Genomic DNA, 25,865 nt, shown 5'->3' with positions numbered 1-25,865 from the left:
CAGGTTTCCCAGGTGCCTGCGTTCCGGGATAGACTGTTACTGAATTATTGGCTTCGTCCTCGATAACGGGGTCAGATGATCATGCCGCTTTCCTTTTTCCATCCTGACGCGCTGCGCAAGTACCGTCTGTTCGAATCGTCGGACCTCGACGAAACACGGGAGTCCATTTCCCGCGTGATGCAACCGCATGCGCTACGCCCCACCGGCCACGCGGAGGGCACCTCGCACATGGATTTCGTGAAAGTGGGCCGCCTCGGGCTGGGCACTATTGCTTTCGGGTCGGACATGCATGTCGACGTGGAGTCCGTCGATGGCTATTACCTGCTGATGTTCTGCCTTTCCGGGCAGGCGCTGGCCCGCACGCGCGACACCACCTTGCGCGTGGATCAGGACAACGGCATCCTCTGCCGCCCGGGGCACTCCTTCGACGCGCAGTTATCCGATAACTGCGAACAATTCGTGTTGCGGATCGACGCGCAAGCATTCGTATCCGTGCTCGGTGACGAACCGCTTCATATTGCCCCGCGGCTGCCCGTAGGCGGCCCTCATCTGCGCGGATGGATGGAACAACTTCGCGCCTTGACCGGTTCCACCGCCTTGCTCGAAAGCGCACGCAACAGTCCCGGCATTGCCACGCATATGGAGCATTTGCTGCTTGAGTTGTTGTCTCAGGCAGTTGGCCCCCTCTCGCCGTACGATGGAATCTCAGGCGTCTCCGCCGCGCTACCCTCGCGATCCACAGGCATCGCGCCTGCTTTCGTTCGTCGCGCCGAGGACTTCATTCGCGCGCGCAGTGCGGACGCATTGCAATTACAGGACATCGCCGACGCCGCCGGTGTGCCCCCGCGAACATTACGCGAAGGTTTTCAACATTTTCGGGGCATCACACCGATGCAGTTTGTTCGGGATATCCGGATGTCACGGGCTCGTGAGACGTTATTGCGTGCCGAACAGGATGTTCGCGTTTCCGATATCGCGCTCGAGTGCGGTTTCTTTCATCTTGGGCGCTTCTCACTTGCGTATGCGAAGACGTTCGGCGAATCTCCCTCGGAAACGCTGCGGCGGCGCTGAGTAAGCCCATAGGCGACTCCCCGGACCGCGTACCGATCAGACCGGCTTGCTTTCACTCGACGCCCAGTTCGGCATCATCGTGTTCGATGGCAATGTTTCGTCCACCAATTTCCTGGCTGCCTGGATGCCCGCGATGGGCAGTCCCGCGGGGTTCAATACCCCGATCTGCACCAACACCGACGCCTGATCCCAATAGATGTGCTCGTTATAGAGCTTGTCACCACGGAAGCAGACTACCGCGAGCATTGGTACCTCGAAATACTTGCCCGTGGGTGCCAACCCTGGCAACAGCCAGTCGATCTCTCGATCATGCGTTGCACAGAAAACAAATTCATCGACAATGCGATCCGCCCCGATGGTTCGCGACAGCGGAATCAGGCGCGTGTCCTCGGGATTTGCATTGACGAAATGGTATTTATAGAAGCGCTTCAACTGGTCATGCCCGACACCACCCGTCATTGTCGGAATATGATTGACGTAAGGCTCGGCCACCATCGTCGGCATGATCGCGTCTACATCACGCGTGGCGAATTCGTAATAGCAATGCTGCTCCCATAGATGGTTCAGATCGAAGATCGGACCCAACGTGGTGCGAAGCAATGCCAGCGTGCGCGAATAGGCCATTTCGGCGGCAGGCTTGTTGAAGTGCGACCGGTCCGGTGTCGCGAATGCGTGATTGCAGTCAGGATAGACATGATGCGCGATCCGCGGATTGTCTGCAAAGCGCTGCACGATCGCGTCACGGACATCCGGCCCACAGAAGGCATCGTCACCCGCGAAGTGAAATAACATCGGGCAACGGATGGCGTCCATCTCGTCGAGATGCGCCTCCAGTCCAACGCCGTAATAGCTCACCGCGCAGTCGACATCGGTACGGACCGCCGTTAGCAGCGCCAGCCGCCCACCCATGCAATAACCAATCGCACCAACCTTGCCGGCCTGACGCGGATGGGCGCGTAATGCGGCAAGCGTCGCCGCGATATCCTCCACGGCTTTCTGCACGTCGAGCTTTTCAAGGTACCCGAGCGCCCGCGCGAAATCAGCTTCGTCATAACCGAGCACGACCCCTGGCTTCATACGCCAAAACAGATCGGGCACCATCACGACATACCCTTCTTCCGCATAACGATCGGCCATGTCTTTCATGAAACCGTTGATGCCGAAGATTTCCTGAATCAATACCAGCCCCGGTCCGGAACCTTGCTCGGGCATGGCGAGATACGCCGAAAAGGTTTGGCCGTCGGCCGACGCGATCTGAATGGTTTCGCCGCTCACAAAAAGCTCCGTCGTTAATAAGTACAAACGCGGCGTATCACCGCGCTCCACAGGATAGACCAAAAAGCAGTCAACCGAAGTTGGCGAACTGCTGCTGCACCGCGACCCGTTCATGCGCAAGCTGCGCCGCGACATACCGCGCCATCTCACCGACGTAGACTTCGTCAACGTGGTTCGTGAGCGCATCGAACACGGCCTTGACCACTTCGCTCACCGCCAGCTTCGGCGGCGGGAAATCTCGACTCATATCGGTGTCTATCGCTCCCGGCAGCACAGCCATGACCTGCACGCCTCTCGGACCAAGTTCGGCACGTACGCCTTCCGTCATCCTGAGTGCCGCCGCTTTCGCGGCGCAGAGTGACGTCATTGACGGCAAGGTCACACGCGCCAAAATAGACAGAATATTGATGATTGCCGCGCCTGTTTCCGTCCCACTCGTCTGCTTGGCCACCTGTGTCAAGATTGGCGCAAAACCGCGCGTGAGTTGCAGTGTCCCGAAATAATTGACTTCCATCTCGGCGCGCGCGGCCGCGAGGTCGTCTTGAGCCAAGGCCGGTTGCAAGCGATTGATACCGGCGTTATTGATCAGCAACGTGACGTCTGTCGCCAACATGGTGGCGGCATTCACTTGCGCGGGCACCGTAATGTCCAGTAGCACCGGCACGATACGCCGATCTTCCCGCCAGGGTGCGGGTAGCGACGCCAGATCGCGCGCTGCTGCATAGACCTTTCTCGCACCACCCGCGACCAGCGCATCCACGAAGCCAACCCCAAGGCCGCGATTCGCACCGGTTACAAACGCCACACTGCCTTCAATCCGCATTTTGACCCCCTGGTTGACCTGTTCTCGATCGCACGTCACTTTCCTTTGCATCAATGGCGATGGCACGGCTGGCATGAATACGCTGCGCGGCGTCCATCGTCAGCAACACGGCGGCACCATTCGGCGCGATTCGATCCGGCCAGTCTGCAGGTTCAAGCATCGCGATCACAATGGGGCCGTGATCCGTTTCGACGCTGGCAAGATGCACGTCCCCCGCTTCCTTGTCACCTGCGGACACGCCTGCTCGCATCCGCACCACGGTACTTTCCATAATCCGTCCGCCCGCGCACCCGAGAACGCGCCACGAACCGCTCCCACACGCTGGGCAAAATATGCGCGCAGGGAAAAGCGCATGGCCGCAGGCAGTGCAAGAATATACGTGCAATGTCATTCCATCGATCCCTTAGCACGTGCCAACACTACAGCATTGGCGCACATCGCGTAGCGATAGCCCACCATGCCATAGCCGCTGACCACCGCGTATTGCGCGTTGCGCACTTGCCGCGCACTGGCGCTTCCCTGTAATTGCTTGATCGCTTCAACAAGGCCATGCATGCCACCGGCCGCGCCCGCCTGCCCCACCGACAACTGGCCTCCCGAGGTGTTCACCGGCAATGCGTGCGACGTAACCTTGTCAAGCAAGGACCGCACGTCACCATCGGGGGCAAAGCCAAGGTCCGTGAGTTGGATCAGTGCCATCACCGGATAGTCGTCATACACCGAGACGAGATCGATCTGCTCGGGCGTGATCCGTGCCTGACGCCACAAATCGCTGGACAGTGTTGCCAATCCGGTAAGCAAGCCGTCGCCGCCTTGATGATCCGCGTTGTAGCTGCATTGGAGCGCTTGGACCTTGACGGCCGTGCCGGATTTCACAAGATCCGCTCGCGCAACGACGATCGCGTTCGCACCACTGACCACGGGCACGCAATCGAAACGGCATAACGGGTCCGCGACCATTGGCGCGCTCAGGTAGTCGTCCATCACCAACGGCATTCGGTACACGGCATCCGGATTAAGAATCGCCCACTCGCGCTGCGCGATACAAATGCGACCGTAGTCCTCACGCGCCAGCCCATGCAATCGCGCGTGACGCTGCGTCAACATCGCGAATAGACTATTCGGGCCACCATTTTCCAACGGTCGCAGGTAATCCCGTGTCGTAACGTTGTAATGCTCGACCAAACGCTTGAAGTCGGCGGGTGAAAAGGTATCGCCCGACAACAATACGATCACGTTTGCATCGCCATGCTGCACAGCGCGCATCGCGTGCTGCAGCAGATTGATACCGCTGGCGCCACCGTTGCAGTCATCCATGTTCCATCGAGTACGAATGCCAAGACGCCATGTCATGTCGATTGCGTGATCGGGCGCCAACGTAAACGAAGATACGCCAAGGCCGTCCACATCGTCTGCGCTGAAACCGGACTGCGAAAGGGCCATGGAAAATGCAGCCGCCAGCAGTGCTGCCGTTGTCATGTCGTCACGCTTGCGCCGATAGGGTACTTCAACCGCTGCGGCGATTCGCGCTCCATCGAAATCACAGGGGTGCATGCATTCGCTCCACGATACCTGCCATCATCGCCTTCATTTCGATAAAAGTGTAAGCCGCGTTTCCGTCAGGTGCGCTTGATACGGTACCCGGACGTTTCCACATCCCATGTTGTCGCGGTCACCCCGCGCTCACGCAGCTTGTACTTCTGTATCTTGCCATTTTCCGTCTTCGGCAATTCGTCCATAAACGCGATAAAGCGCGGCACTGCGAAATACGGCATGCGCGGCTCGCAATACTGGACCAGCTCCAGCGGCTTGAGTGCAGCATGCTCGCGCAGCACGACAGCGGCCATCACCTCGTCTTCCGCGAGCTCCGATTGCACGGCAAAGACAGCGACCAATGCGATCGCGGGATGACTGAGCAACACCTGTTCTACTTCGAACGAAGAGATATTTTCACCCCGGCGACGAATCGCATCTTTCAAGCGATCAACAAACCGGAAATAACCGTCAGACTCTCGCACGACCCGGTCACCGGTATGGAACCACAAGTTGCGCCACGCTTCCACGGTTTTTTCCGGCATCCCGAAATACCCGCTCGCGAAAGCAAAGGGCTGCTTCGCACGCAAAACTAATTCTCCGGCCTCGCCATCGGCAACGGGTTCGTCGCATGCATCGACTACCTGCGCTTCGAATGCGTCCGCCAGCCGCCCCATGTAGCCGGCGCGCTGCGTCGCCAGCGCACCACCGATAACCGCGTTGGTCTCCGTCGAGCCATAGATATCAATTAGACCTATACCCGTACGGCCCGTGAATATTGCGTGGAATTGCGCCGGCACGCCGGGCGCCAATGCCACCCTTACCCGATGCTCCCGCTCCCGTGATGCCTCGGGCAGCCGCAATAGGATCGGCACCATCGCGCCTAGAACATAGGTGACGGTTGCACGCGTTTCGATCAGCGCGTCGTAAAAGCGACTCGCGGAGAAACGCTTATCGACGATAAGCGTCGCATCGAACAGCAAGGCCTGAAAAAAAGCATTCAGCGCATTCGTGTGAAACAAAGGCAAGCACGTATAAAGCACATCGCCAGAACGCAATGCCAGATCACCACCGGTATGCGTACCCCACCAATAAAATTGTGCGTGCGAACACATCACGCCCTTCGACAACCCCGATGTGCCGGACGTATAGAGAATTACGAAGAGGTCACCGTCCGCCAACGTCGCTGGGCATATCGGATCGGTTGCCGCCGGCATCGGAATGGTCTCGATGGAGAACACCTTTGCGCCACCGAGCGGTTCATTGACCGCGTCGTCGATAAGCCAAATCGACCGCAATGAGCAAGCACCCTCACCTAGCATATGCACGGCGGACACCAGGCTAGATTCGGTAACCAGCAAGCGCGCGCCCGAATTGCCGAGAATATGCTGCAACTGCGCGCCACGCGATGCAGTATTGATCGGTACCGCCACGGCGCCCAACCAGCCGCAAGCCAGGACGATTTCAAGAAATTCGAACCGATTCGAACACAGCACGGCAACTCGGTCACCACGGGTAACACCGTGCGCCTGCAGCGCGCCTGCACGTCTCGCGACCGCTTCGCGCAGCATCGATGCGGACCAGGTATCGGTCCGATCCGAAAATAGCGCACCCTCTGCACCACGCGCACACCGAGCCGCCAACAGCGCTGGCACTGTGCGCATCGACGCGTTACGGCACGTTGGTTGAGCATCGCCTGTGAAGGTTTCCGCAGCGTGCGTCGTGCCGACCAAATCGTTCCGCTGAGACGCACGTGCTGACAGCGACGATGGCGCTGGGATCTGCATACTTCCGGACTCCGGTGATGAAGGTATTGACCGAGTCTAGAGTCGAGATCAATATCGGTCAAATTCATCTTAAATATCCAGCCCATGAACCCCACTGATTTCCAGCGGGTCGATCTGAACCTGTTGCGCGTGTTCCATATGATTCTCGACGAGCGGAGCCTGACACGCGCTGGACAGCGTCTGGGACTGACACAGCCTGCCGTCAGTTATGCGTTGGGGCGATTGCGCGCTTTGTTCGAAGACCCTTTGTTCGTACGCACGACCGATGGCATGATGCCGACGCCCGCGGCCGAGAGGCTTGCACTTCCCCTGGGCCGCGCAATGGCTGCGATTGGCGAAACATTACGAGATGCTGAGCCCTTCGACCCGCTTACCAGTACGCGCGAATTCCGGCTCACGCTGTCCGATGTGGGTGAGCAAGTATTCCTGCCACCGGTATGTGAAGCCCTGCAGCAAGCCGCACCGCATGTTCGCCTCGCCGCCGACCCGGTTCCGCTCGCCGAAATAGAAAGCAGGCTACGCCTCGGGCAACTCGACTTCGCCATTGGCAACCTGACGGCATTAAGACGCGTGACCCGCCACGCCGCACTCTTCAACGAGGAATGGGCCTGCATGACACGCAAACGCGCGGGTCTCCCGGCGCGCACCTTGTCTCGCAACCAGTTCCTCGAATTGCAGCATGTTGCGGTGTCGTCGACCGATAGCAGCCACCTCGCAATCGACGAGGCCCTGCGCGAGCGTGACCTGCATCGACGAATCGCCATGCGCGTGCAACACTTCACCGTCATTCCGCAAATCCTGTTACGGACCGATTGGATGGTCACCATACCGCGCGGCGTCGCGAACGTGTTCAACGCCACCGGCCAGTTCGCGATTTTTTCACTACCGGTGGTGCTTCCAAAATTTGAATCGACGGTGCACTGGCATGAAGTATATGAACACGATATCGGGCATCAGTGGTTCCGGACACTGTTGATCGACACGCTGACACACGCCCGCCTTTTCGCCAGCAGCGCACGAAAATGATGCCGCTATGCAGATTTTGGGAGATAGCCTATACCGGAAACTCCGACGACCACCGATCATCAGCCTCATTGATGGCCGCGGCAATTTTGATGGATTTGACGCTGGCGCGAGTGCCCCCTATCGTGAGCGCGTCGAGCCATGCCGAATCAGCCATCGTGAGGAACGTTATGTCAGCCCCGCAAGCAAGCGTCGCCGGAGCAGCGGATTACGCTGCGCTCGTCCGCCGTGTGGAAGCCCTGGAAGCCGAATCCGACATTCGGAAAATTCAGGCCCGGTATATGTTCTTGTGCGACACGCCGCTCCCTGAATACGCTGTCGAGAACGATATGGCGCGCATCGACCTCATCTTGCAACTGTATACAGAAGATGCGGTTTGGGAAGGCGTGGGCGAGTATTATGACAACCAATTCGGGCGAGCGGTTGGCAAAGCGGCAATCCGTTCGCATTTCGAGGCGTTCTGGGGGCAGAAAAAAGATCCGGCGCTGATCCTCAATTGCCATTACCTGACATCGGAACAAATCCACGTTCACGCGGATGGACTGACCGCGGACGGTCAATGGGTGCATATGCAACCGTGGTTATTCTCGGACGGCAAGGCGCTGCTGCGGTCGTCGCGACTGAACAATCTATTCCGCAAAGAAACAGACGGCCATTGGCGGATCACGCGAACCCGTACAGAAAATGTCTTTGTCGCCCCCCTGTCGCCTACATGGGCGTCTGATTACCCCTCCCAATCAATATTGATGAAACCGTGAAAATCCTCATCATTGGTGCCGGCGCGCTCGGCGGCTATTTCGGTGCCCGCCTTGCGGCGGTGGGCCAGGATGTCACCTTCTTGTTACGTCCGCGTCGCGCGCAACAGATCGCCGAAGGCGGCCTGGTCATACAGAGCCCCACGTTTGGCAACACCGTCATCGCCGCGCCGCAGGTGACGCGTCGTGAAGCATTGCTCGCAACACCTACGCATTACGATGCCATCCTGGTCGGCTGCAAGGCCTATGATCTCGATGACACGATGGATGCGTTTGCGCCGGCCGTTGGCCCGCACACCATGATCGTCCCCTTGCTGAATGGCATGACGCACCTGGATCGTCTGTCATCCCGTTTCGATCCGAAGAACGTCCTCGGCGGCTTCTGCCTAATTTCCGCCGCGCTTGACGACGCAGGCCGGGTGCAGCATTTGAACGACACGCATCAGCTTTACTTTGGTGAACGCGACGGCACGTTGTCGGAACGGGTATTACGATTGCAAGCCTGCTTCGAAGGCGCCCTCTGCGACGCGATCGCCAGCCCGCGGATCATGGCGCAAATGTGGGAAAAATGGATCCAGATTGCCACCGCTGCCGGCATGACCTGCCTGATGCGCGGCGCAATCGGTACGATCAACTCCGTCGGTGGCACGGCTTTCGCGAACGCCTTGTTCGATGAATGCGCGGCTATCGCGGCCCATGCAGGGTATCCGCTAGGCACGCAAACCGCAGCGCGTATCCGTTCGGTGGTGACCAGCGATACCTCGCCTGTCACCGCGTCGATGATGAAGGATCTGGAACGCGGGGCGCGCGTGGAAGCGGATCATCTCATCGGCGCCTTGATCCGTGCGCGGGATGCCCATACACCGCCCACCGCCCGATGCGCACCGCTCCTGCTGGATCTGGTGATGCTGCACCTACGCACCTACGAGCACCGCGCGCAATCCTGAGTATTACGTTATGGACGCCTCGCCGTCCCCAACGACATCGGCTTGCCGCAAATCCGAAATCAACCATTCGAGACAAGCGGAGGCCATGCCCGACAGCGTACGCCCAGCAAGGGTTTGCACTTGCAAACGCCGTTGCTGCAGTAGCGGATTATCAAATCGGATCGCGATCAGGTCGTCCTGCGCCATTCGATTCGCGACCGACACATAGCCCGACGGCATGACCGCGCCATCCATCGTTTTGACAAACTGGTAAAGCGCGGCGGCGTACTGGCTTGTCACGGCCGGGACAATATCGACGCCTTCGACATTGCACGCGATGTCGAACAGTTGCTGATTCGTCGTAACGCGCTGCTGCACCAGAATGGGATAAGGCAACAGGTCCGCGATCCGCACCGACCGCCGCGTCGCGAGCGGGTGCCGCGTCCGCATTAACGCCATCACCGGGGCCGACATCGTCCACCGTACCCGAATACCGGGTTCCGGCTTCATGCTAAACGTCAACGCGATCTGCGCTTCGCCACTGAGAAGTTTTTGCGTGGCAACATGGGACGGGACGACGTCCATCAGGACGCTGCATTCCGGATAAGCATTGCGAAACCGGCTCAAGGAATTCGGCAAGAAATCAAACGCGAATCCTTCGGTGCAAGCGATGCGGATACGGCGCTCCTGTTGCGCCGTGTCACGGCGGATATCCTGTTCCAATGCCTCGGCATCGGCAATCGAGCGACGGGCATGCCGATACAACATCTCACCGGCGTGTGACAGCTTCATCCCGCGCGCGTGACGCTCAAACAACGGCACGCCGAGGTCGCCCTCCAATTTGGCAATATGTCGGCTCACGGCGGAAACCGTCATGCCGAGCTTTTCCGTCGATGCCGTCAGCGAGCCACACTGAGCAACAACGGAGAAGTAGTACAACGACGGCTCCAGCAATGCACGCATCGGTGGTTCACCCTCAGAGGTTTGCGTTTTTTTCAAGGTTACCTTGTTTGATTGCGAATTCCAAAACTATTTCGGTTGACTACTATCCTTGTTACCGACTGTTCCGAATGCGCCACGCTTTACCTTACGGCGCTTATCGCAGCCTACGCCGCATACCGCATCATCGACTTCTTGCCTTATCGCCATGTCACGTCAAACCGCTATCGATCTCGCCCGCACCCACTATGACAGCGGCGCGTTCCTCGACATTTTGCAACGCCGTGTTGCCATGCCGACCGAAAGCCAGCGCCCGGACGCCGCGCCGCATCTCGTCGCCTATCTGCGTGACGAGATGGGCGCCACGTTGCGCGACCTCGGCTTCACGCATGAGTTAGTCGACAATCCTGTAGCAGGTGCCCCTCCGTTCTTGTTGGCCGCGCGCATCGAAGATCCCGCGTTGACCACCGTGCTGCTGTACGGGCACGGCGATGTGGTTGGCGGCGATGCCGCGAATTGGCGCGACGGCTTGACGCCGTGGTCGATCACAGTCGATGGTGATCGTTGGTACGGTCGCGGCACTGCCGACAACAAAGGGCAACATTCCATCAATCTCGCCGCGCTCGATGCGGTGCTCGCAGCTCGGGGCAGCCTCGGCTTCAACGTCAAGATCATCCTGGAAATGGGTGAGGAAGTTGGATCGCCCGGGCTGGCCGCACTCTGCGAGCAATATCAGGACAAACTGCGCGCTGACGTATTGATTGCTTCTGACGGTCCGCGTCAGCTTTCCACGGCCCCCACCGTCTTTCTCGGTTCGCGCGGCGCATTACATTTCCGCCTGAGCGTGGGGAATGACTTCGGTGCGCGACACTCGGGTAACTGGGGCGGCGTGCTCGCCAATCCGGCGATCGTACTCAGCAACGCGCTGGCAAGTCTCGTAGATGGACAGGGTCGCATCCGCATCAACGGACTGCTGCCACCGCCTATTCCACCGCGCGTGCGTGAACTTGTCCAGGATTTGCGCGTGGGTGCCGACGAAGGCGATCCGCCCTTGTCCGAAGGCTGGGGTGAACCGGGACTGAGTCCGGCGGAACGTATCTTTGCCTGGAACACCCTTGAAATTCTCGCAATGCAGTCCGGCAATACCGTGCAGCCGGTTAGCGCGATTCCACGACATGCAGAAGCGGTATGTCAATTACGTTTTGTCGTAGGCACCGACTGGCATCGGGCCAAAACGCTGATCGAGGCGCATCTTGCCCGTGAAGGTTTCCCGCAAATCACCGTGACGATCGAAGCGTCCGGTGGCGCCACGCGCCTCGACCCGGACGACGCATGGGTCAGCTTTACGACAGCCTCGCTGTCGGAGACGACAGGCAAACCTGTCACGGTGCTGCCTAACCTCGGCGGCACCATTCCAAATGAATGCTTCGCCGATACGCTCGGGCTGCCCACGATCTGGATTCCACACTCCTATCCAAATTGCCGGCAGCACGCGCCCGATGAACATCTGCTCGGCAGTGTGGTACGTGAAGCACTGCAAATGATGGCCGGTCTATTCTGGGATATCGGCGATGCGGCTGGCGACACGCCGAAATCGGCGCGAGCCCCGCACGGCCAGAATCCGCAAGCCTGACCGATTCGGCGCAAGCCGTCTTCACAGCCCGCCGTATATTGCCCACGCCGCGGCGCGAGTTTGGAACGATCTCTATTCATGGACACGATAATGAGACAAGACGCAGTCACTTCGCCGGTCGACGCCAGTGGTGCGATCGCCTCGAGCGCCGCGAATGACACACCAACGCAGGATGCGCAAAAGCGCGCGAAATTGCGACGACTGATCGTCGCCAGCAGCATCGGCAATGCACTCGAATGGTTCGACTTCGCGGCCTACGGCTTCTTTGCCGTCACGATCGCGAAATTGTTTTTTCCGGCATCAAACCCCACTGTCTCGCTGTTGCTGACTTTTGGGACATTCGGTGCCTCCTATCTGTTCCGACCGTTGGGAGCCTTGATCCTGGGTCATTATGCGGACCGGAAAGGCCGCAAGTCGGCATTGCTGCTTGCCCTGTCCCTGACGACCGTGGGCACATTGATCTGCGCGATCATTCCTACGTACGCGGACATCGGTCTGGCCGCGCCGCTGGGGTTGATGCTGGCCCGCTTCCTGATCGCTTTTTCCACCGGCGGTGAATTCGGTAGCGGCACGGCCTTGATGGTCGAGCAGAAGTCTGAACGCAAAGCGTTTCTTGCAAGCTGGCAGTTTTCAAGCCAGGGCATGAGCACCGTGTTGGCATCGTCATTCGGATTGCTACTCAGCACTCAGCTGTCGCACGCACAGATCGATCAATGGGGTTGGCGCATACCTTTCGTGTTCGGCCTGCTGATCGCTCCGGTCGGGCTGTACATCCGCCGCTTCGTCGACGACACCTTGCCGACGGATGCCCATGGTCAGGCGCTCGCTCCTGCGGCGGCACCGCTGAAAGAACTCTTCACCCACTACAAGGGTCGCCTGTTCCTGGCCGCCGGCATCCTGTCCGTATCGACGGCCGCCAGCTATCTGATGATCCTTTACATGCCGACGTATGCGGTAAAGCAATTACATTTACCTGCATCCACTGGCTTTGCCGCAACGGTGGTAACCGGTGTGATCCTGATGGTACTGACCCCGCTGATGGGGCATTGCGCGGATAAATTCGGGCGTGGCCGCATCATGACGATTGCCGCCCTCGGCACGCTGCTGACGATCTACCCCTGCTTCAAATGGCTGCTGATGGCGCCAACGTTCGGCGTCTTGATGACGATCATGATCATCGCCGGCCTTATAAAAGCGGTGTATTTCGGCCCTCTCGCCGCAGTACTGTCATCGTTGTTTCCAGCTTCGGTACGCAGCACCGGTCTCGGCTTCGGCTATAACATCGGCGTGATGGTATTCGGCGGTTTCACGCCCTGGCTAGTCACGATACTGATTGCAAAGACCGGCGATCCGGCGTCACCTAGCTACTATCTTATGGGATGCGCGGTGCTGAGCCTGATTTGTGTCGGCATCTACAGCAAGCGTATCGCGCATCAGATCTGAAGCATCGACGATGATGATCGCGCCCCCCCCAGCCCCCACGCCGCCGTCTTGCAACTTGCCGGACTCTGGCATCGAAAATCGCGACAGCGGCTGGTGCCTCTACCATTCCGCCGGCCGTTTCCCTGGTCAGCAACAGGCCATCGATCGCGCACTGAAAGCGTTCACGCAAGCATGGTGCGCGCCGCAAGAAGAAGGTTGGCAGTTTGCACTGGAAGCAAGATCACAACTGCTGCGGAACTGGGCAACGCTGATCAATGCGCCCGTGGACAGTCTGTTCCCGGCACCCAACGTGACCGAGGCGCTGGCGCGCTGCATTGATACGCTCGCGGACAACACACACGGGCCTTCGCTGCTGCGAAACCGCGTCGTGCTGATCGCCGCGGATTGCTTTCCAAGCCTGCATTTCCTGCTGCGTGGCCTGTCTGATAGACATGGCTTCACATTACGCACGGTCGCCGCGCCGCAAAGTGCTCCTGGCGGCCCGACCTATGTCAGTGACGACGATTACCTCGCCGCCTGGGACGACGATGTCGCACTGGCGGTTGTTACCTGGGTGTCTTCCCTGACATCGAAACGCGTCGACCTTGCACGACTGTGCGCGCACGCGCAAAAGCGCGGTACCGTGGTCGCGGTGGATATCACCCAAGGTGCGGGCATCCTGCCCTTTGATCTGCAAGCCTATCCGGTCGATATTGTTTGCGGATCCACGCTGAAATGGCTGTGCGGCGTGCCCGGTGCGGCATTCGCCTATGCCGGTCCACGCCTGTTTGCATCGGGGCGCGTGCCAGGGCTGCGTGGGTGGTTCAGTCAGCCCGATCCATTCAACTGGGATCTATCGCGATTCACATTCGCACCTGACGCGCGGCGCTTCGATACAGGAACGCCTTCCGTGCTGCCCTACATCGCTTCGCGTCCCGGCTTCGATTGGGTGCTGTCGCAAGGTGTAGATGTACTACGACGACACAACTTAGCGCTCGGTGATGCGATCCTCGATATCGCCGATACCTGTGACCTACCCGTGTTGACGCCACGTGATCCGGCCGGACGTGGCGGCAGCATCATGCTCGCGCTTCCAACACCCGCGCAAGCCGCGGCGGCGGTGCAAACGCTCGCCTCGCATCAAGTCGCGGCGGATGCGCGTGGCTGCACGCTGCGCCTGTCTCCTGGCGCCCGCACAACGCCAGCCGGGATCGATAGGCTGGCAGCGGCGCTGCATCAAGCCAAGCGCGGAGGATAAGGCAATGCGGGCCGGTCACCATTCAAATGCGCCGAGGACGATCGGCCTCGCCTGCGTGCTGCGGGGACCGCCGGGTCGGCCATCAACGCCGTCCCGCCGCTCTTTTTACGTAACACCAGGAATAGCACCATGAAATTCGCGACACGCATCACCCAGACGTCGAAAAAAAACTACGGCATGTACGACAAGGCGACAAAGCGCTTTGGCAATGATCTCGACCTGATCCATTTGGAACTCGGTAAACCGATTGCCGATACCCCGCAGCCGATCAAGCAGGCAACCATCGATGCACTACTCCGGGGAGAGGTTCATTACACCGACCTGCAAGGCGTGCCGGCGCTTCGCGAAGCGTTGGCGCACAAGCTACGCACACGCAATGGGCTCGAAGTTGAAGCCGATTCCGTACTGGTGACGAATGGTCTGACCCACGCCTCATTCGCTGCTTTCTTTGCCTTGCTTGATGCCGGCGACGAAGTAATCCTGCTCGCACCTTACTATCCTCAACATATCGGCAAGATTGAAATGGCCGGGGGGATACCGGTGATCGTCGATCTTGACAAGGACCGCGACTTCGCCTTTGACATTCCGGCAATCGAAGCGGCCATCACGCCACGCACGCGGGTGATCGTGCTGGTGAATCCGTCGAATCCGACCGGACGCGTTCACACGCGCGACGAACTGCAGGCCCTTGCCGACGTCGCGATCCGGCATGATCTGGTCATTCTTGCAGACGAAGTCTACGAAGACAATATTTATGGCGAGGTACCCCATGTCAGCATCGGCGCGTTGCCGGGCATGGCCGAGCGCACCATTTCGACATTCGCTTTTACAAAAGGCTATGCGATGGACGGCTGGCGTATTGGCTATCTGTGTGCACCGAAGGAAGCGATAGGCGCCTTGATGAAAATCACAGCGAGCGATGTCACGCATGTCAACACCTTTATCCAGCATGGCGCATTGGCCGCGATCACGGGCCCCAAAGCACTGGTGGAAGACATGGTGGCGGCGGATCGGATCAAGCGCGACCTCGTTGTCAAGGCGCTGAACGCGATGCCCGGTGTGCGCTGCGCCGTGCCACACGGCACGATGTACGCGTTTCCTGACATCCGTGCGACCGGCCTGGATTCGCAGACACTCGCGGACAGGTTATTGGACGAAGCACATGTGGTCGTGGAAGCGGGGAGTTTCTACGGGCCCGCGGGTGAAGGCTTCCTGCGTATCTGCTTCACGGCCAGCACGGAAGCGGTCCTGCATACCGCCATGGAACGACTGCATGCATTTTTCACGCAGTTAATGCGGTAAAAACGTCGCACGTCGCGCCGCTCCGGTAGGAACGGTGCGGTTCCGCGATATGCCGTACCAGAGGCCACGGCATTCGCCAGAAAAGCAGAAGGCCTCTTTGTTTCGTCACTTCGCATTCCGAATCACTTCCACAAAGAGACCAAAAAAATGACGCTCCGCTTTGCTCCTTCTCGCCGCATCCGCCCGCTACGGAAGAAATATGCGATGACGCTCGCCGCGTCGGTCGCCACCTCGCTCGGCATGACCATGGCCGCACATGCCCAAAGCAATGTCCAGATCTACGGTATTCTGGATTACGGCATCCAATATACCAATAACAACGCAGGTGGCCGGCTGATTGGTGGGACCAGTGGTGTCAAGCAAGGCTCGCGATGGGGTTTCCGCGGGGACGAAGATCTTGGTAACGGCCTGAAGGCCGTATTTCGCCTTGAAAATGGATTGAATCTGGGCAACGGCACCGCGGGTCAAGGCGGACTGGAGTTCGGGCGTACCGCTTACGTCGGACTGTCGTCCGCACAATATGGGACGATCACACTGGGACGGCAATACGACTCGGTGGTGGATAGCGTGGGCGCGCTGATCACCTCGATGAAAACCGGCGGCGGCAACACCGCGCATATGGGCGACCTGGACAACTTCAACAACGTCAAGCGCGTCAACAATGCCATCAAATACCAGTCGCAAACGTACTATGGTTTGAGCGGCAACGCCCTGTATGGAATGGGTAATCAGGCCGGTGATTTCACGCGTAACCAGATTTGGTCCGTGGGCGCGAACTATAAGCAAGGGCCTATCGAACTCGGTGCGGCCTACTTGAACGTACGCGATCCGAACCAGTCGTTCTTTACCAATACGCCAACAAATGTCAACGGCGCCACGACGAACAACATGACCGCGTATCCTGTGTACAGCGGCTATGCGTCAGCGCATACTTATCAAGACATCGGGGCAGTGGTGAATTACACGATCGGCAAACTGATCATCGGCGTCAACTATTCGAACGTCCAGTTTCAGGGACTGGGCGACAGCAGTGCCGGGGCGAATCCGCTACATTTGCACGGGACCGCCACCTTCAATACGGGCGAAATCAACCTCGACTACATGCTGCGCCCCGATATCGTTATCGGCGCCGTCTACAGCCTGACCCATGGCAGCGGCGTTGGCACCGTCGGCAGCTCAAACTACCATACGCTGTCATTGTCGTATGACTATTTCCTATCCAAGCGGACCGACGTCTACCTGCTGGCATCGTATCAAATTGCTAACGGTACCGACTCGACCGGACAATCCGCCAAAGCCAACATCGCGGCGTTGAGCGCGTCCAGTTCGAATCGGCAGGCGTTTCTCGAAGCGGGGCTGCGCGTGAAATTCTAAGAAAACGGTTGGCGGGCAACAAGCGTACTCGCCAACCCGCATACATCGCTACTCATCAACCTGATTGATGATGCGACTGTTTTGCGATTGATTTGACGGATTTTATCGCCCGTCGGACACTCTTCTTACGTGCTACTGCACGGCGCCGTCTCCCCACCGCGCCCAATACAGAAGAGTCAAAGACGCCATGAATGCATTCATTCGCCCTCTTGCGTTAGGAGATCTCGACGGTCCCTCACTCGCGATTGAAGACACGATCCCGGTCGCTGGCTTAAAGACGGTGCGAGCCGTGGATGCAATCTCCAGCATGGCCGGAAACGGTGTTACCAAGAGGCCAAATCAAGCGGCACGCGACGAGACGACCGACATCGCCACACGTCGCATTGTTCGTGTCTGTCATCGTGTGCACAGGCATGCACCGGCGGTTAGACGCGTACTGGACAATGGCTGGCATGCGGACACCCGCGTCGGGCATGCCGGCTTCGGCGCGGCGGCAGCGGTCTCGAATGCCTGGGTCCGGGGCGCGTTGGCGGCGGATTTCACCGGTGGGCTACGGGTCGGCGCGGCGCTACATGGTATCTTCGGGTTCAAACCCACGTATGCATCGCACGTCGGCCTGCCGATGTATTGCGTCGGCGCGCTCGCGCCTGATATGCAGGCGCTGGTCGACCTGGCGGCCGCCTTGGATGACCGATTTGACGAAACGCAAGCCATGCATCCCAGTGAGCCGATACGGGTTGCATGGCTCGCCAGCGATGATCAGCGCGGCGGCGCGCCTAGCGCCAGAGACAATGGCTATCTGGGCGCAAAAGATTGGTCGAAGGTGCAGGACCTGTTGATCGACGCCTGCCGACGCCACGCTTTGCAGGCACAGTCCACGCATCCCGAACCGCATTTCGATACGTACACCGGGGCGCCGGCCCGTAATCGCACGGTGCGTTTGTGCGGCATCGCGGAAGCGGCCGCGGCTGCCCGTTTGATCGCCCAATTCGCGGGTCGGGCCAATGAAGACAGCATCGATACTCCAACGCTCGTCGACATATCCGAAGCGCTGCATCAGGCGCGCACTTTCCGCCTTGCCGTTGACGAGGCCTTGACGCATGTCGACGTGTTGGCCCTTCCAACCCTACCGGCCCGAGACGGTAACATCGGTATTGATAGGCTAACCCGCGTCTTTAACCTCAGCGGCCATCCCGCGGTGACCCTGCCGTTGCCTTTCGACATGGCGGATGGCCGGCCCCACGCATTGCAGTTGATCGGTCGACATGGTGACGATGCTCGGCTATGTGGGGCGGCGCGCTGGTTCGACGACATGTTTGCCCGCCATCCCGCGGCGCAGTGGACCAATCGGAACCCGGCACGCGCGACGGGGAACCACGCTTTCACCGCGTACCGCACGCTTGCAGATCATATATCCGTGCCCGGTTGGCTCACCGCCCGGGCCGGTTGATCAAGGAACAGGCCGGCATTTATCTGCAACGCCTGTGCAATATCGCCACTCGCACGCCATGTCTCGCCCCTGGTTCCTGCACCGTCGCCACGCATCGCACGGTGCACTTGAAATGCGCCGTACGATCATAGCGACTACCCCTTTCGCTTATATTCAACCGGCAGGATATAACCGCTGTCGAACACGGTTACCTCGACGTTCGACCGATACGCGATAGTGGTGACAGCCTGCAGCAGCGGAACAACCCATGTCTCTTCTGAAGATTGCTTGTTCAGGTCGCGATATCCCTGCATCCGCTTTGCTTCGTCGGTTTCGGTCATCAGCGCATCTATCCGCGGTCCAAGCGCCGGATCTTTCCACGCCGAGAACCGTAGTCGTGGATCGAGCAGGCGACCCGTATAGTTTTCGGGATCTCCGGTTGCATTCGCCCAGCTGTAGAGCAGCACGCCAGGCATTTTCGTCGCCTGAATCTGCCCGATGACCTGCGCCATCGTCGTCTGCGTAAGCTCTGCTTCGATGCCCACTTTCTGCCACATACCGACAATCGCACGCGCCACGTCGTAGTCACTCGGGAACGTTCCGTTGGTCGTCAGGAACGGAACCTTGACGGGCTTGCTCGGACCATACCCGGACTTCGCCAGCACCTCGATGGCTTTCTTCGGATCGTAAGGAAACGTAAAACCAGGCACGTCGGCCGGTGAACCCGGCACGGCGACGACCGACACAGGACGTGCCACTCCGCCGTAGAATGCCTTCGATAACGCTTGTGTATCGATGGCGTAATGCATTGCCTGCCGTACGTTGATATCGTCGAAGGGTTTGACATAGTTTGGCATCCGCAGCATATAGATTTCGCTATACGGATAGATCTTCGTCTTAATGCCTGGCATCTTCGACAGTCGCATCGTTTCACGCAACGGGATCTGCACCGCCACGCTCGCGCGGCCCGACTCGATTGCCGCAACACGCGCCGTCGGGTCCGGTGTGATCTGAATCGTTACATTCTTGATGGCCGGCGCGCCGCCCCAATACCTATCGAAGGCTTCCAGCACGATTCGTGAACCGCGTTCATAGCCGACGACTCGATAGGGACCCGCGCCTACCGGCTTCGCCTGGAAAGCTTCCGCCCCGACCTTTTCGATATAGGCCTTCGGAATGATATAGCCGGCCAGAAAAGCAAAATAAATGGGAGCCGTGGGCGTTGGACGGTTGTACACCATCACCGCCCGCGTGGAGGAAATGATTTCCACGTCCTGCAACGTGTTGAACATTCCGCCAACCGCCAATTTCTTATCCTGAGCCGGACGATCGTGCAGGCTGTATTTGAGATCGGCCGTGGTCAGTTTCGAACCGTCGTGAAACAGGATGTCGTCACGCAGTTCCACTTCCAGTCGCTGCGCGTTCTTGTCCTGCCATTTCCAGGACTTGATCTGGCGCGGCTGCAACACCAACTTCGGCGAATAGCGCAGTGGCGAATCAAATACGGTCGTGTAAATGGACTGCGCCTGCGGCACCGTCACCGCCGTGGGGTCCCATCCCGGCACGTCGGAAATATAGGCGATATTCAAGACGTCGCCAGCCGACGGTTGCTGTGCTCGGGCAAAATCCAGCGGCAACATGACGCCGCTCGCCAGCGTCGCGAGAAGCAGACTGCGACGACGTGCATCAATGTCAAACTTTTCCATCAATTCTCCCGCTGATCAAACACAATCAGTGCACTATGTGGATGAAGAAAACGCGGACGTGCACCCCGGTATGCTTCACCTCGGATGCCTCACGCGCGCGCAAGATGTCAGGCGTCGATCAGAACTTCGTGCGCAGGCCCACGCGCACGATGACCTGATTGACGCTGCTCGACGCGGCTTCCACCGGTGCCAACGCCGCAACGGTCGCATCGCCCGCGGCATGCATCCACGTCGATTGCAGATAGACGTCTGTACGCTTGGACAGGAAGTAATCCGCGATGCCGCCCAGGATGTGATACTTGGGCGTCGCGCCGGTCTGCGAGACGCTGCCTTGCGTATAGCTATAGGCCGCACCCAGTTGCAGTGGGGGCGTTACGTTGTATGCGGCGAGCAGTTCGCCGATATTGAAGGTAACGGAACCGCTGATGCGCGCACCCAGCGTGGGGTCCAACGAGGAAAATCGCGTGTTCGTGTAGACCGCGGCCACCTTGGCTTGACCGAAGACATATTGCGCCGAGATACCCGTCGAGCGATAGTGTTTGGCGGCAATGCCGTAATTGCCGTCGATCGGATTCGCGGACGTCCATACTCCCTCGCTTACGGCCGTTGCCGGATGGTCGATCGCCGTGTACGCGGCTGCCACGCTCAGCGGGCCATTGCCGTATTTGATGCCGAACGACTCGACCGCATTCGTACCCATCGCACCCGCCACGTTGCCGAAGCTATACAACCCTGCAAACGTAAATCCGGCAATGACCGGCGAGACGTAGCGCACGGCATTGTTTACACGGAAGTCGATACCCGTGTTGTCGAGGTCGCCCGCATGCGGTATCAGAATGCCCCAGTTGCCGTTTCCACCGTACGCGCCGACGTAATCGCCCATGAATTCATTCTGCCGACCCAACGTCAATGTACCGTATTGCTTGCTGGCCAAGCCTACATACGCCGCCCGGCCAAACATCCGCGAACCTTGCCCAAGCGCGCCGGTATCAACATTGAAGCCATTTTCCAGACGGAAGATAGCCGCCATGCCGCCACCCAGATCCTCGGTGCCCATCATGCCCCAGCGGCTACCCTGCGAAATACCGCTTTGCATCTGCCATGCGGAATGACCGCCCTGGTTGCTGGAGTACGTCAAGCCGTTATCGATGATGCCGTAAAGCGTGACATTGCTTTGTGCATGCACGGCGCCCGCACCCACCAAGGTGACGGAAGCCAGGGCAAAAGCGTGCAGGCGGGGCATGTTGATCAGGGGCGTCTTCACTGTTTTTCCCGTTATGGTCGGTCGCGTCGCGCGACAGTCTTTATTGATGAAATGCAGCATCGTTCCGTGGGGGCGTCGTCCGCGGCGCCAGAATATTCATCGCCAGAGCAGGCTCATAAAACATTCTGAATTCAGATTATTTGTCGAAAATTAGGGCGTCAAGTAGTACATCAAATTGTTTAGGCATTTACGGGTAATCGATAAGAGAAAGATGTCGACGCCCGTGCGGGCAATCTCCTCCATTACATGAAATTCACTATAAAAACAGTATGAATTCTTGCTAAAACCAATCTTGACGGGTTGCGTTCATACGCAATGAAAGCCTCTCACCATGCTGGCTTATGGCATCGTGGATGTGAGCCGCCTTGTCCTCGCATCTAAAAAACAACGTCTTATTCGACTAAAGAAATTCAGTATTCCCTTGTTTTTTTTTCTTGAACGCCATCTCGAATGCGCTCCGGGACACGTTTCTTTACACGGGGCAACTCGCGGGACCCGAGCCTAGCCGGCTCGGCTCGGCTCGCTAGCGTCGTCTAGACAGAAGGGAAAATGGTGTAACCGTTTAACGCAACAGTGCCTGCGCATTGCGCGCGGCATCATTTTCCTCGGTAGTGAGGAAATATTGGCGTTCCGCATCGTCGATAAAAGCCAGTACCGCGGCGCGCGCTTGCACCGTATCCCTATCGTTGAATGCCTTCAGGATGGCTTGCAGCCCATCGGCGATCAGCTTCATCGTACCGGGCTTCTGCATCGTCACCCGCCGCACTTGCTGAGAATGATCGGACCATCGCAGGATGGTGCTTTTCAGTCGCGAATTCGTTACACCCTCCAGCCAGATGCCGCGAAACGCGACATTCGCTTCGGACATCAACGCGACATCGGCACGTTCATAAGCGCGTCGCGCATCGCGACACGCAGTGGCCAATCCGGCGCGTTGCACATCGTGCAAGACCGGAATCGTCGAGGCGACGGCACTTGGTTCGAGCAAACGCCGCACTTCGAATATCTCACGCACATCCTCGGCGCTGAGCACCGGTGTCATGAAACCCCGCGTGGAGCCTACCAGATAACCTTCGTTGACAAGGCGCAATAACGCCTGCCGTACCGGCATGCGGGTGCAGTCGAATTCCTTCGCGATCTCGTAGTCCAGCACACGGTCGTCCGGGCTGATCTGGCCACGTTGCAAGCGTCGCAAGATTTCCTGGTACACCGTTTCCATTAACGTGGTCTGCCGCAGCGCCGAGCGCTTCGGTTGCTTGACGTTCGCCGTGTCGGCGCCTGCCATGTTGCTCTCCTCAGTGAACCTGACCGACGATTATAGCCATGTCCGCACCCGCACTTCGCACTACCCGCAGCGCATACCGTCAGGCAGCCACCACCTCAGCCGTTCCCTGCATCGCGGCCATGCCATCCACTTCGTCTTCCTCCGGTGGCCACTTCGCGTCAGGGCGGTCACTGGGAACCGCCGCGACCAACGCCTTCGTATAGGGGTGCCGCGGCGCGGTGAATACAGTCTCGGTCGGCCCTTCCTCGACGACTTCCCCGCGCCGCATCACCAGCACGCGACTGCACAGATACCGCACGACAGCGAGATCGTGCGATATCAACAGCAAGGCGATACCGCGTTCACGCCCCAATGCCAGCAGGAGATTCAGTATCTGGGCCTGCACCGAGACGTCGAGCCCCGAGACAATTTCGTCGGCCACGATCAGTTGTGGCGCAGCACAGAGCGCCCGACCGATATTGACCCGCTGCTTCTGCCCCCCGGACAACTGCGAGGGAAAACGATATAACGTATCCGCAGGCAAACCAACGTCCCGATGCACCCGCATCGCGTTCGCCGTGCGCTGCGCCGCTTCCTGCCTGGGCAGGCCCGCGGCCTCCAGGGCCTGCGTCAACAGCGCATCCACTCGTCGTCGCGGGTTCAACGCCGATTGCGGATCCTGGAAAATGATCTGCACCTGCTCCCGTGCTTTCCGGATGGTCTGCGCGGTGCCATGCGTCATATCCTGGCCACCGATGAATACGCGGCCGCTCGTCGGTTGCTCGATTCCCATCAACAGGCGCGCGACCGAGGTCTTCCCACTGCCGCTTTCACCGACAATGCCGACGAATTCGCCCGGATGGATTTTCAACGACAGCGGCTTCACCGCATCGAATTGGGTGACCGTGCGTCCGATCAAACCAGTCCGCGTGCGATAGGTCAGCGCCGCCTCGCACAGCTCCGCCACCGGCATGACCCCGGTCTGCACGGCTGGCACCGACAACGGCACCACCGCCAGTGCCCCGTCCGGCGTGAACTCACACGCTTCACTGCAAGACACGCGATGCCCATTCGACGCCACGCGCAGGACGCGCTCTTCACTGCATGCCGCGTCCCCCACTCCACAGCGCGATGCAAAACGGCAACCCGTGATGCCCGCAAGCGCGGACAGCCCCGGCATCTGCTTCGGCAACACTGGTAGCCGCCGGCGCGGGCCGTTCAGGTCCGGTGTCGCGTATTTCAGCGCACGCGTATAGGGGTGACGTGGATTGTCGAGGACATCGCGCGCCGGGCCCACCTCGACGAGGTCGCCGGCGTACATCACGGCAACATCGTCGCAGACGTGCGCGGCAAGGCGGAGATCATGGGTGATCAACAATACGGCCGTGCCGTGCTCGCGTTGCTGCGTGGCAAGCAGGCGCATCACCCGTGTCTGCGTGATCACATCCAGAGCGGTGGTCGGTTCATCGGCGATTAGCAGCGCGGGATTGCTGGCAAACGCCATGGCGATCAGCACACGTTGACATTGGCCACCCGACAACTGATGCGGATAGCGCTTGAGCATCTGCTCCGGGACGGGCAATTCGACGGCGGCCAACGCGTCCCGGGCCATCTGCCGGCGCTGCGCCGACGGCACGCCGATATGCGCCAGGTGCTCGGCAAACGTATCACCAATCGTCAGCAAGGGATCGAGCGCGGTCAACGGCTCTTGCGGAACAAACGCGATTTGGCGTCCCAGCAACGCGCGGCGCTCACGCGGACGCATTGCCAGCATGTCCCGCCCCGCGAAGTGCATCGTGCCCTCGGTCACATCGAAGCGTGGCGGCAGCAAGCCGGAGATCAACCGGGCGAGCATGCTTTTCCCCGCGCCGGATTCACCGACGATCCCCAGGACACGTCCCGGCGCAATCTGCAGCGTTAACTTGCGCAAGGCGGCCACCGGAGTGCCACCCAACCGCGCGGTAAGGCTGACCTCCCGCAGATCCAATACCGCGTCAGGCGTTACAGGCATCGTCATGCTTCCTCTCCGCGTCCGCGCATGCGCGGGTCCAACGCGACACGCAGCCCGTCGCCCAGCAGATTACATCCGAGCACCGTTATCACGATCGCCAGCACGGGAAATACGAGACCGCTCATCTGCTCATGCATCGAGATACGTGCATCGGCGATCATCACGCCCCATGCCGTCACATTGGCGGGCACGCTCAAGCCGATAAAGCTGAGCAAGGCCTCCACGGTGATCGCCACACCCATTTGGAGCGACATCAAGGTAATGATCAACGGCAACGCAGCCGGCAGGATCTCGCGCAGCATGATGCGCATATGCGTGAAGTTCAGTAACTGCGCCGCCAGCACGTAATCGCGTTGCCGTACAACCATGACTTCGGCACGCACGACGCGGCAAAAACGCGTCCAGTCCACGAGCACGATCGACAAAATGACGTTCTGGATGCCAACGCCCAGGCTGACCATCAGCACGAGCGACAGCACGACCGGCGGAAAAGACATCCAGAGATCCACCAGATAACTGATCACACGATCCACCTTGCCGCCAAAATAGCCTGCCAGGATGGCGAGGGTGCTGCCGACCAGCGCCGCGCCGATGGATGCGACGATGGCCACCATCAACGCCACGCGGGCACCGTAGAGAAGCCGGGAGAGCACATCGCGGCCCAGGCTGTCGGTGCCAAGCGGAAACGCCGCGTCGCCGTCCGCGGTCCATGCTGGCGGCGTCAGCATGTGCAACAGATCCTGGTCGAGCGGATCATGTGGCGCGATCAACGGCGCGAAAATCGCGCAGACCACGACGAACAGCACGATGGCGCCACCAATCCACAGGTTGAAGCCACGTATCCGATGCAGCCACGCGTGCTTGCGTTCCGAGGCTCGCGGCCCCTCGACCCGTCCGGTCGGTGCCGGTACGCCCTTCCCGGACGGTGCGCTGTCGACGTCGGCACCGACAGCGTCGGGGGGGGATCGACGACGGCTGCGTCGACTTCAGCGCAGACGGCGTGTGCGCAACCGGGGTAGGGCCTTCTTGCATGGTCGGATTGGGACGCAGAGGGGTACTGTTCATCGAGA

22 protein-coding genes and 1 pseudogene are annotated in these 25,865 nt (G+C 59.5%); 10 read left to right on the top strand and 13 right to left on the bottom strand.

From position 1 onward, the window contains the following. The first annotated feature begins 81 nt into the window (after window positions 1–81). Entirely contained in the window at window positions 82–1,071 is a 990-nt protein-coding gene (gene andR / locus SJQ66_RS20995; RefSeq protein WP_024902301.1) for an anthranilate 1,2-dioxygenase regulatory protein AndR, read from the top strand. Between the two features lie 36 nt (window positions 1,072–1,107). On the opposite strand, the gene SJQ66_RS20990 is transcribed toward andR, so the two are convergent. From SJQ66_RS20990 to SJQ66_RS20965, 6 genes and pseudogenes are all read right to left on the bottom strand, one after another. Beyond that, window positions 1,108–2,346 (bottom strand): dienelactone hydrolase family protein, encoded by a 1,239-nt coding sequence (locus SJQ66_RS20990; protein WP_024902300.1) that lies wholly within the window; start codon window positions 2,344–2,346, stop codon window positions 1,108–1,110. A 70-nt stretch (window positions 2,347–2,416) separates the two neighbouring features. Beyond that, window positions 2,417–3,169, bottom strand: a complete 753-nt coding sequence (locus tag SJQ66_RS20985; RefSeq protein ID WP_320535257.1) for an SDR family NAD(P)-dependent oxidoreductase — start codon at window positions 3,167–3,169, stop codon at window positions 2,417–2,419. Beyond that, complete coding sequence (locus SJQ66_RS20980; protein ID WP_051504235.1) at window positions 3,159–3,440, bottom strand: hypothetical protein; 282 nt, start codon at window positions 3,438–3,440, stop codon at window positions 3,159–3,161. Before SJQ66_RS20980 ends, SJQ66_RS20985 begins: the two co-directional genes overlap by 11 nt. 60 nt (window positions 3,441–3,500) lie before the next feature. Further along, window positions 3,501–3,560 (bottom strand): annotated as a pseudogene (locus tag SJQ66_RS20975) (hypothetical protein); the annotation flags it as partial. Continuing rightward, window positions 3,557–4,723 (bottom strand): thiolase family protein, encoded by a 1,167-nt coding sequence (locus SJQ66_RS20970; RefSeq protein ID WP_320535256.1) that lies wholly within the window; start codon window positions 4,721–4,723, stop codon window positions 3,557–3,559. The pseudogene SJQ66_RS20975 and the gene SJQ66_RS20970, both read right to left, overlap by 4 nt. 65 nt (window positions 4,724–4,788) lie before the next feature. Next, complete coding sequence (locus tag SJQ66_RS20965) at window positions 4,789–6,366, bottom strand: ATP-dependent acyl-CoA ligase (protein ID WP_046152894.1); 1,578 nt, start codon at window positions 6,364–6,366, stop codon at window positions 4,789–4,791. Between the two features lie 207 nt (window positions 6,367–6,573). Between SJQ66_RS20965 and SJQ66_RS20960 the strand changes: the two genes are divergently transcribed. The 3 genes from SJQ66_RS20960 to SJQ66_RS20950 all read left to right on the top strand — a co-directional run bounded on the left by SJQ66_RS20960 (window position 6,574) and on the right by SJQ66_RS20950 (window position 9,214). Then, window positions 6,574–7,515, top strand: a complete 942-nt coding sequence (locus tag SJQ66_RS20960; RefSeq protein ID WP_320535255.1) for a LysR family transcriptional regulator — start codon at window positions 6,574–6,576, stop codon at window positions 7,513–7,515. A 167-nt stretch (window positions 7,516–7,682) separates the two neighbouring features. Continuing rightward, entirely contained in the window at window positions 7,683–8,270 is a 588-nt protein-coding gene (locus tag SJQ66_RS20955; protein ID WP_036008045.1) for a nuclear transport factor 2 family protein, read from the top strand. Continuing rightward, a complete protein-coding gene (locus tag SJQ66_RS20950; RefSeq protein WP_046152860.1) occupies window positions 8,267–9,214 on the top strand; it encodes a ketopantoate reductase family protein in 948 nt (315 codons plus the stop codon). The genes SJQ66_RS20955 and SJQ66_RS20950 overlap by 4 nt, the downstream gene beginning before the upstream one ends. Window positions 9,215–9,217: 3 nt before the next feature. Here the strand turns inward: SJQ66_RS20950 and SJQ66_RS20945 are convergent, their stop codons facing one another. Next, complete coding sequence (locus tag SJQ66_RS20945; protein ID WP_320535254.1) at window positions 9,218–10,192, bottom strand: LysR family transcriptional regulator; 975 nt, start codon at window positions 10,190–10,192, stop codon at window positions 9,218–9,220. Window positions 10,193–10,340: 148 nt separating this feature from the next. On the opposite strand from SJQ66_RS20945, the gene SJQ66_RS20940 reads away from it, so the two are divergent. The 6 genes from SJQ66_RS20940 to SJQ66_RS20915 all read left to right on the top strand — a co-directional run bounded on the left by SJQ66_RS20940 (window position 10,341) and on the right by SJQ66_RS20915 (window position 18,571). Further along, window positions 10,341–11,765: a M20 family metallopeptidase gene (locus tag SJQ66_RS20940; protein ID WP_320535253.1), complete on the top strand. Its 1,425-nt coding sequence runs from the start codon at window positions 10,341–10,343 to the stop codon at window positions 11,763–11,765. A gap of 90 nt (window positions 11,766–11,855) precedes the next feature. Further along, on the top strand, window positions 11,856–13,208 hold the full coding sequence (locus SJQ66_RS20935) for an MFS transporter (RefSeq protein WP_320535252.1): 1,353 nt from the start codon (window positions 11,856–11,858) through the stop codon (window positions 13,206–13,208). A gap of 10 nt (window positions 13,209–13,218) precedes the next feature. Next, window positions 13,219–14,445: an aminotransferase class V-fold PLP-dependent enzyme gene (locus SJQ66_RS20930; protein WP_320535251.1), complete on the top strand. Its 1,227-nt coding sequence runs from the start codon at window positions 13,219–13,221 to the stop codon at window positions 14,443–14,445. Window positions 14,446–14,574: 129 nt separating this feature from the next. Continuing rightward, a complete protein-coding gene (locus SJQ66_RS20925) occupies window positions 14,575–15,747 on the top strand; it encodes a pyridoxal phosphate-dependent aminotransferase (RefSeq protein ID WP_320535250.1) in 1,173 nt (390 codons plus the stop codon). Between the two features lie 147 nt (window positions 15,748–15,894). Further along, window positions 15,895–17,121 (top strand): porin, encoded by a 1,227-nt coding sequence (locus tag SJQ66_RS20920; protein ID WP_320535249.1) that lies wholly within the window; start codon window positions 15,895–15,897, stop codon window positions 17,119–17,121. A 187-nt stretch (window positions 17,122–17,308) separates the two neighbouring features. After that, the gene (locus tag SJQ66_RS20915) at window positions 17,309–18,571 is read left to right on the top strand and encodes an amidase family protein (protein ID WP_024902287.1); all 1,263 of its coding nucleotides are present in this window, start codon (window positions 17,309–17,311) and stop codon (window positions 18,569–18,571) included. Window positions 18,572–18,705: 134 nt separating this feature from the next. On the opposite strand, the gene SJQ66_RS20910 is transcribed toward SJQ66_RS20915, so the two are convergent. The 6 genes from SJQ66_RS20910 to SJQ66_RS20885 form a co-directional block, all read right to left on the bottom strand. Further along, entirely contained in the window at window positions 18,706–20,256 is a 1,551-nt protein-coding gene (locus SJQ66_RS20910; protein ID WP_320535248.1) for an ABC transporter substrate-binding protein, read from the bottom strand. A 118-nt stretch (window positions 20,257–20,374) separates the two neighbouring features. After that, window positions 20,375–21,520 carry a porin gene (locus SJQ66_RS20905; RefSeq protein ID WP_320535247.1) on the bottom strand — a complete coding sequence of 382 codons (1,146 nt, stop codon included), beginning with the start codon at window positions 21,518–21,520 and terminating at the stop codon, window positions 20,375–20,377. Window positions 21,521–22,082: 562 nt separating this feature from the next. Beyond that, window positions 22,083–22,805: a GntR family transcriptional regulator gene (locus SJQ66_RS20900; protein ID WP_024902283.1), complete on the bottom strand. Its 723-nt coding sequence runs from the start codon at window positions 22,803–22,805 to the stop codon at window positions 22,083–22,085. 79 nt (window positions 22,806–22,884) lie between these two features. Then, the gene (locus SJQ66_RS20895; RefSeq protein ID WP_024902282.1) at window positions 22,885–24,801 is read right to left on the bottom strand and encodes a dipeptide ABC transporter ATP-binding protein; all 1,917 of its coding nucleotides are present in this window, start codon (window positions 24,799–24,801) and stop codon (window positions 22,885–22,887) included. Then, window positions 24,798–25,601 carry an ABC transporter permease gene (locus SJQ66_RS20890; RefSeq protein ID WP_320535246.1) on the bottom strand — a complete coding sequence of 268 codons (804 nt, stop codon included), beginning with the start codon at window positions 25,599–25,601 and terminating at the stop codon, window positions 24,798–24,800. Before SJQ66_RS20890 ends, SJQ66_RS20895 begins: the two co-directional genes overlap by 4 nt. After that, window positions 25,549–25,860, bottom strand: coding sequence for a hypothetical protein (locus SJQ66_RS20885; RefSeq protein ID WP_320535245.1), 312 nt, complete (start codon window positions 25,858–25,860; stop codon window positions 25,549–25,551). The genes SJQ66_RS20890 and SJQ66_RS20885 overlap by 53 nt, the downstream gene beginning before the upstream one ends. Between the last annotated feature and the right edge of the window lie 5 nt (window positions 25,861–25,865).

Source organism: Robbsia andropogonis, from assembly GCF_034047095.1.
In the GTDB taxonomy this organism is placed as follows: Bacteria; Pseudomonadota; Gammaproteobacteria; order Burkholderiales; family Burkholderiaceae; genus Robbsia; species Robbsia andropogonis.
Note: the sequence above shows the minus strand (reverse complement) of the source record. Positions and strands in the feature narration are given on the sequence as shown.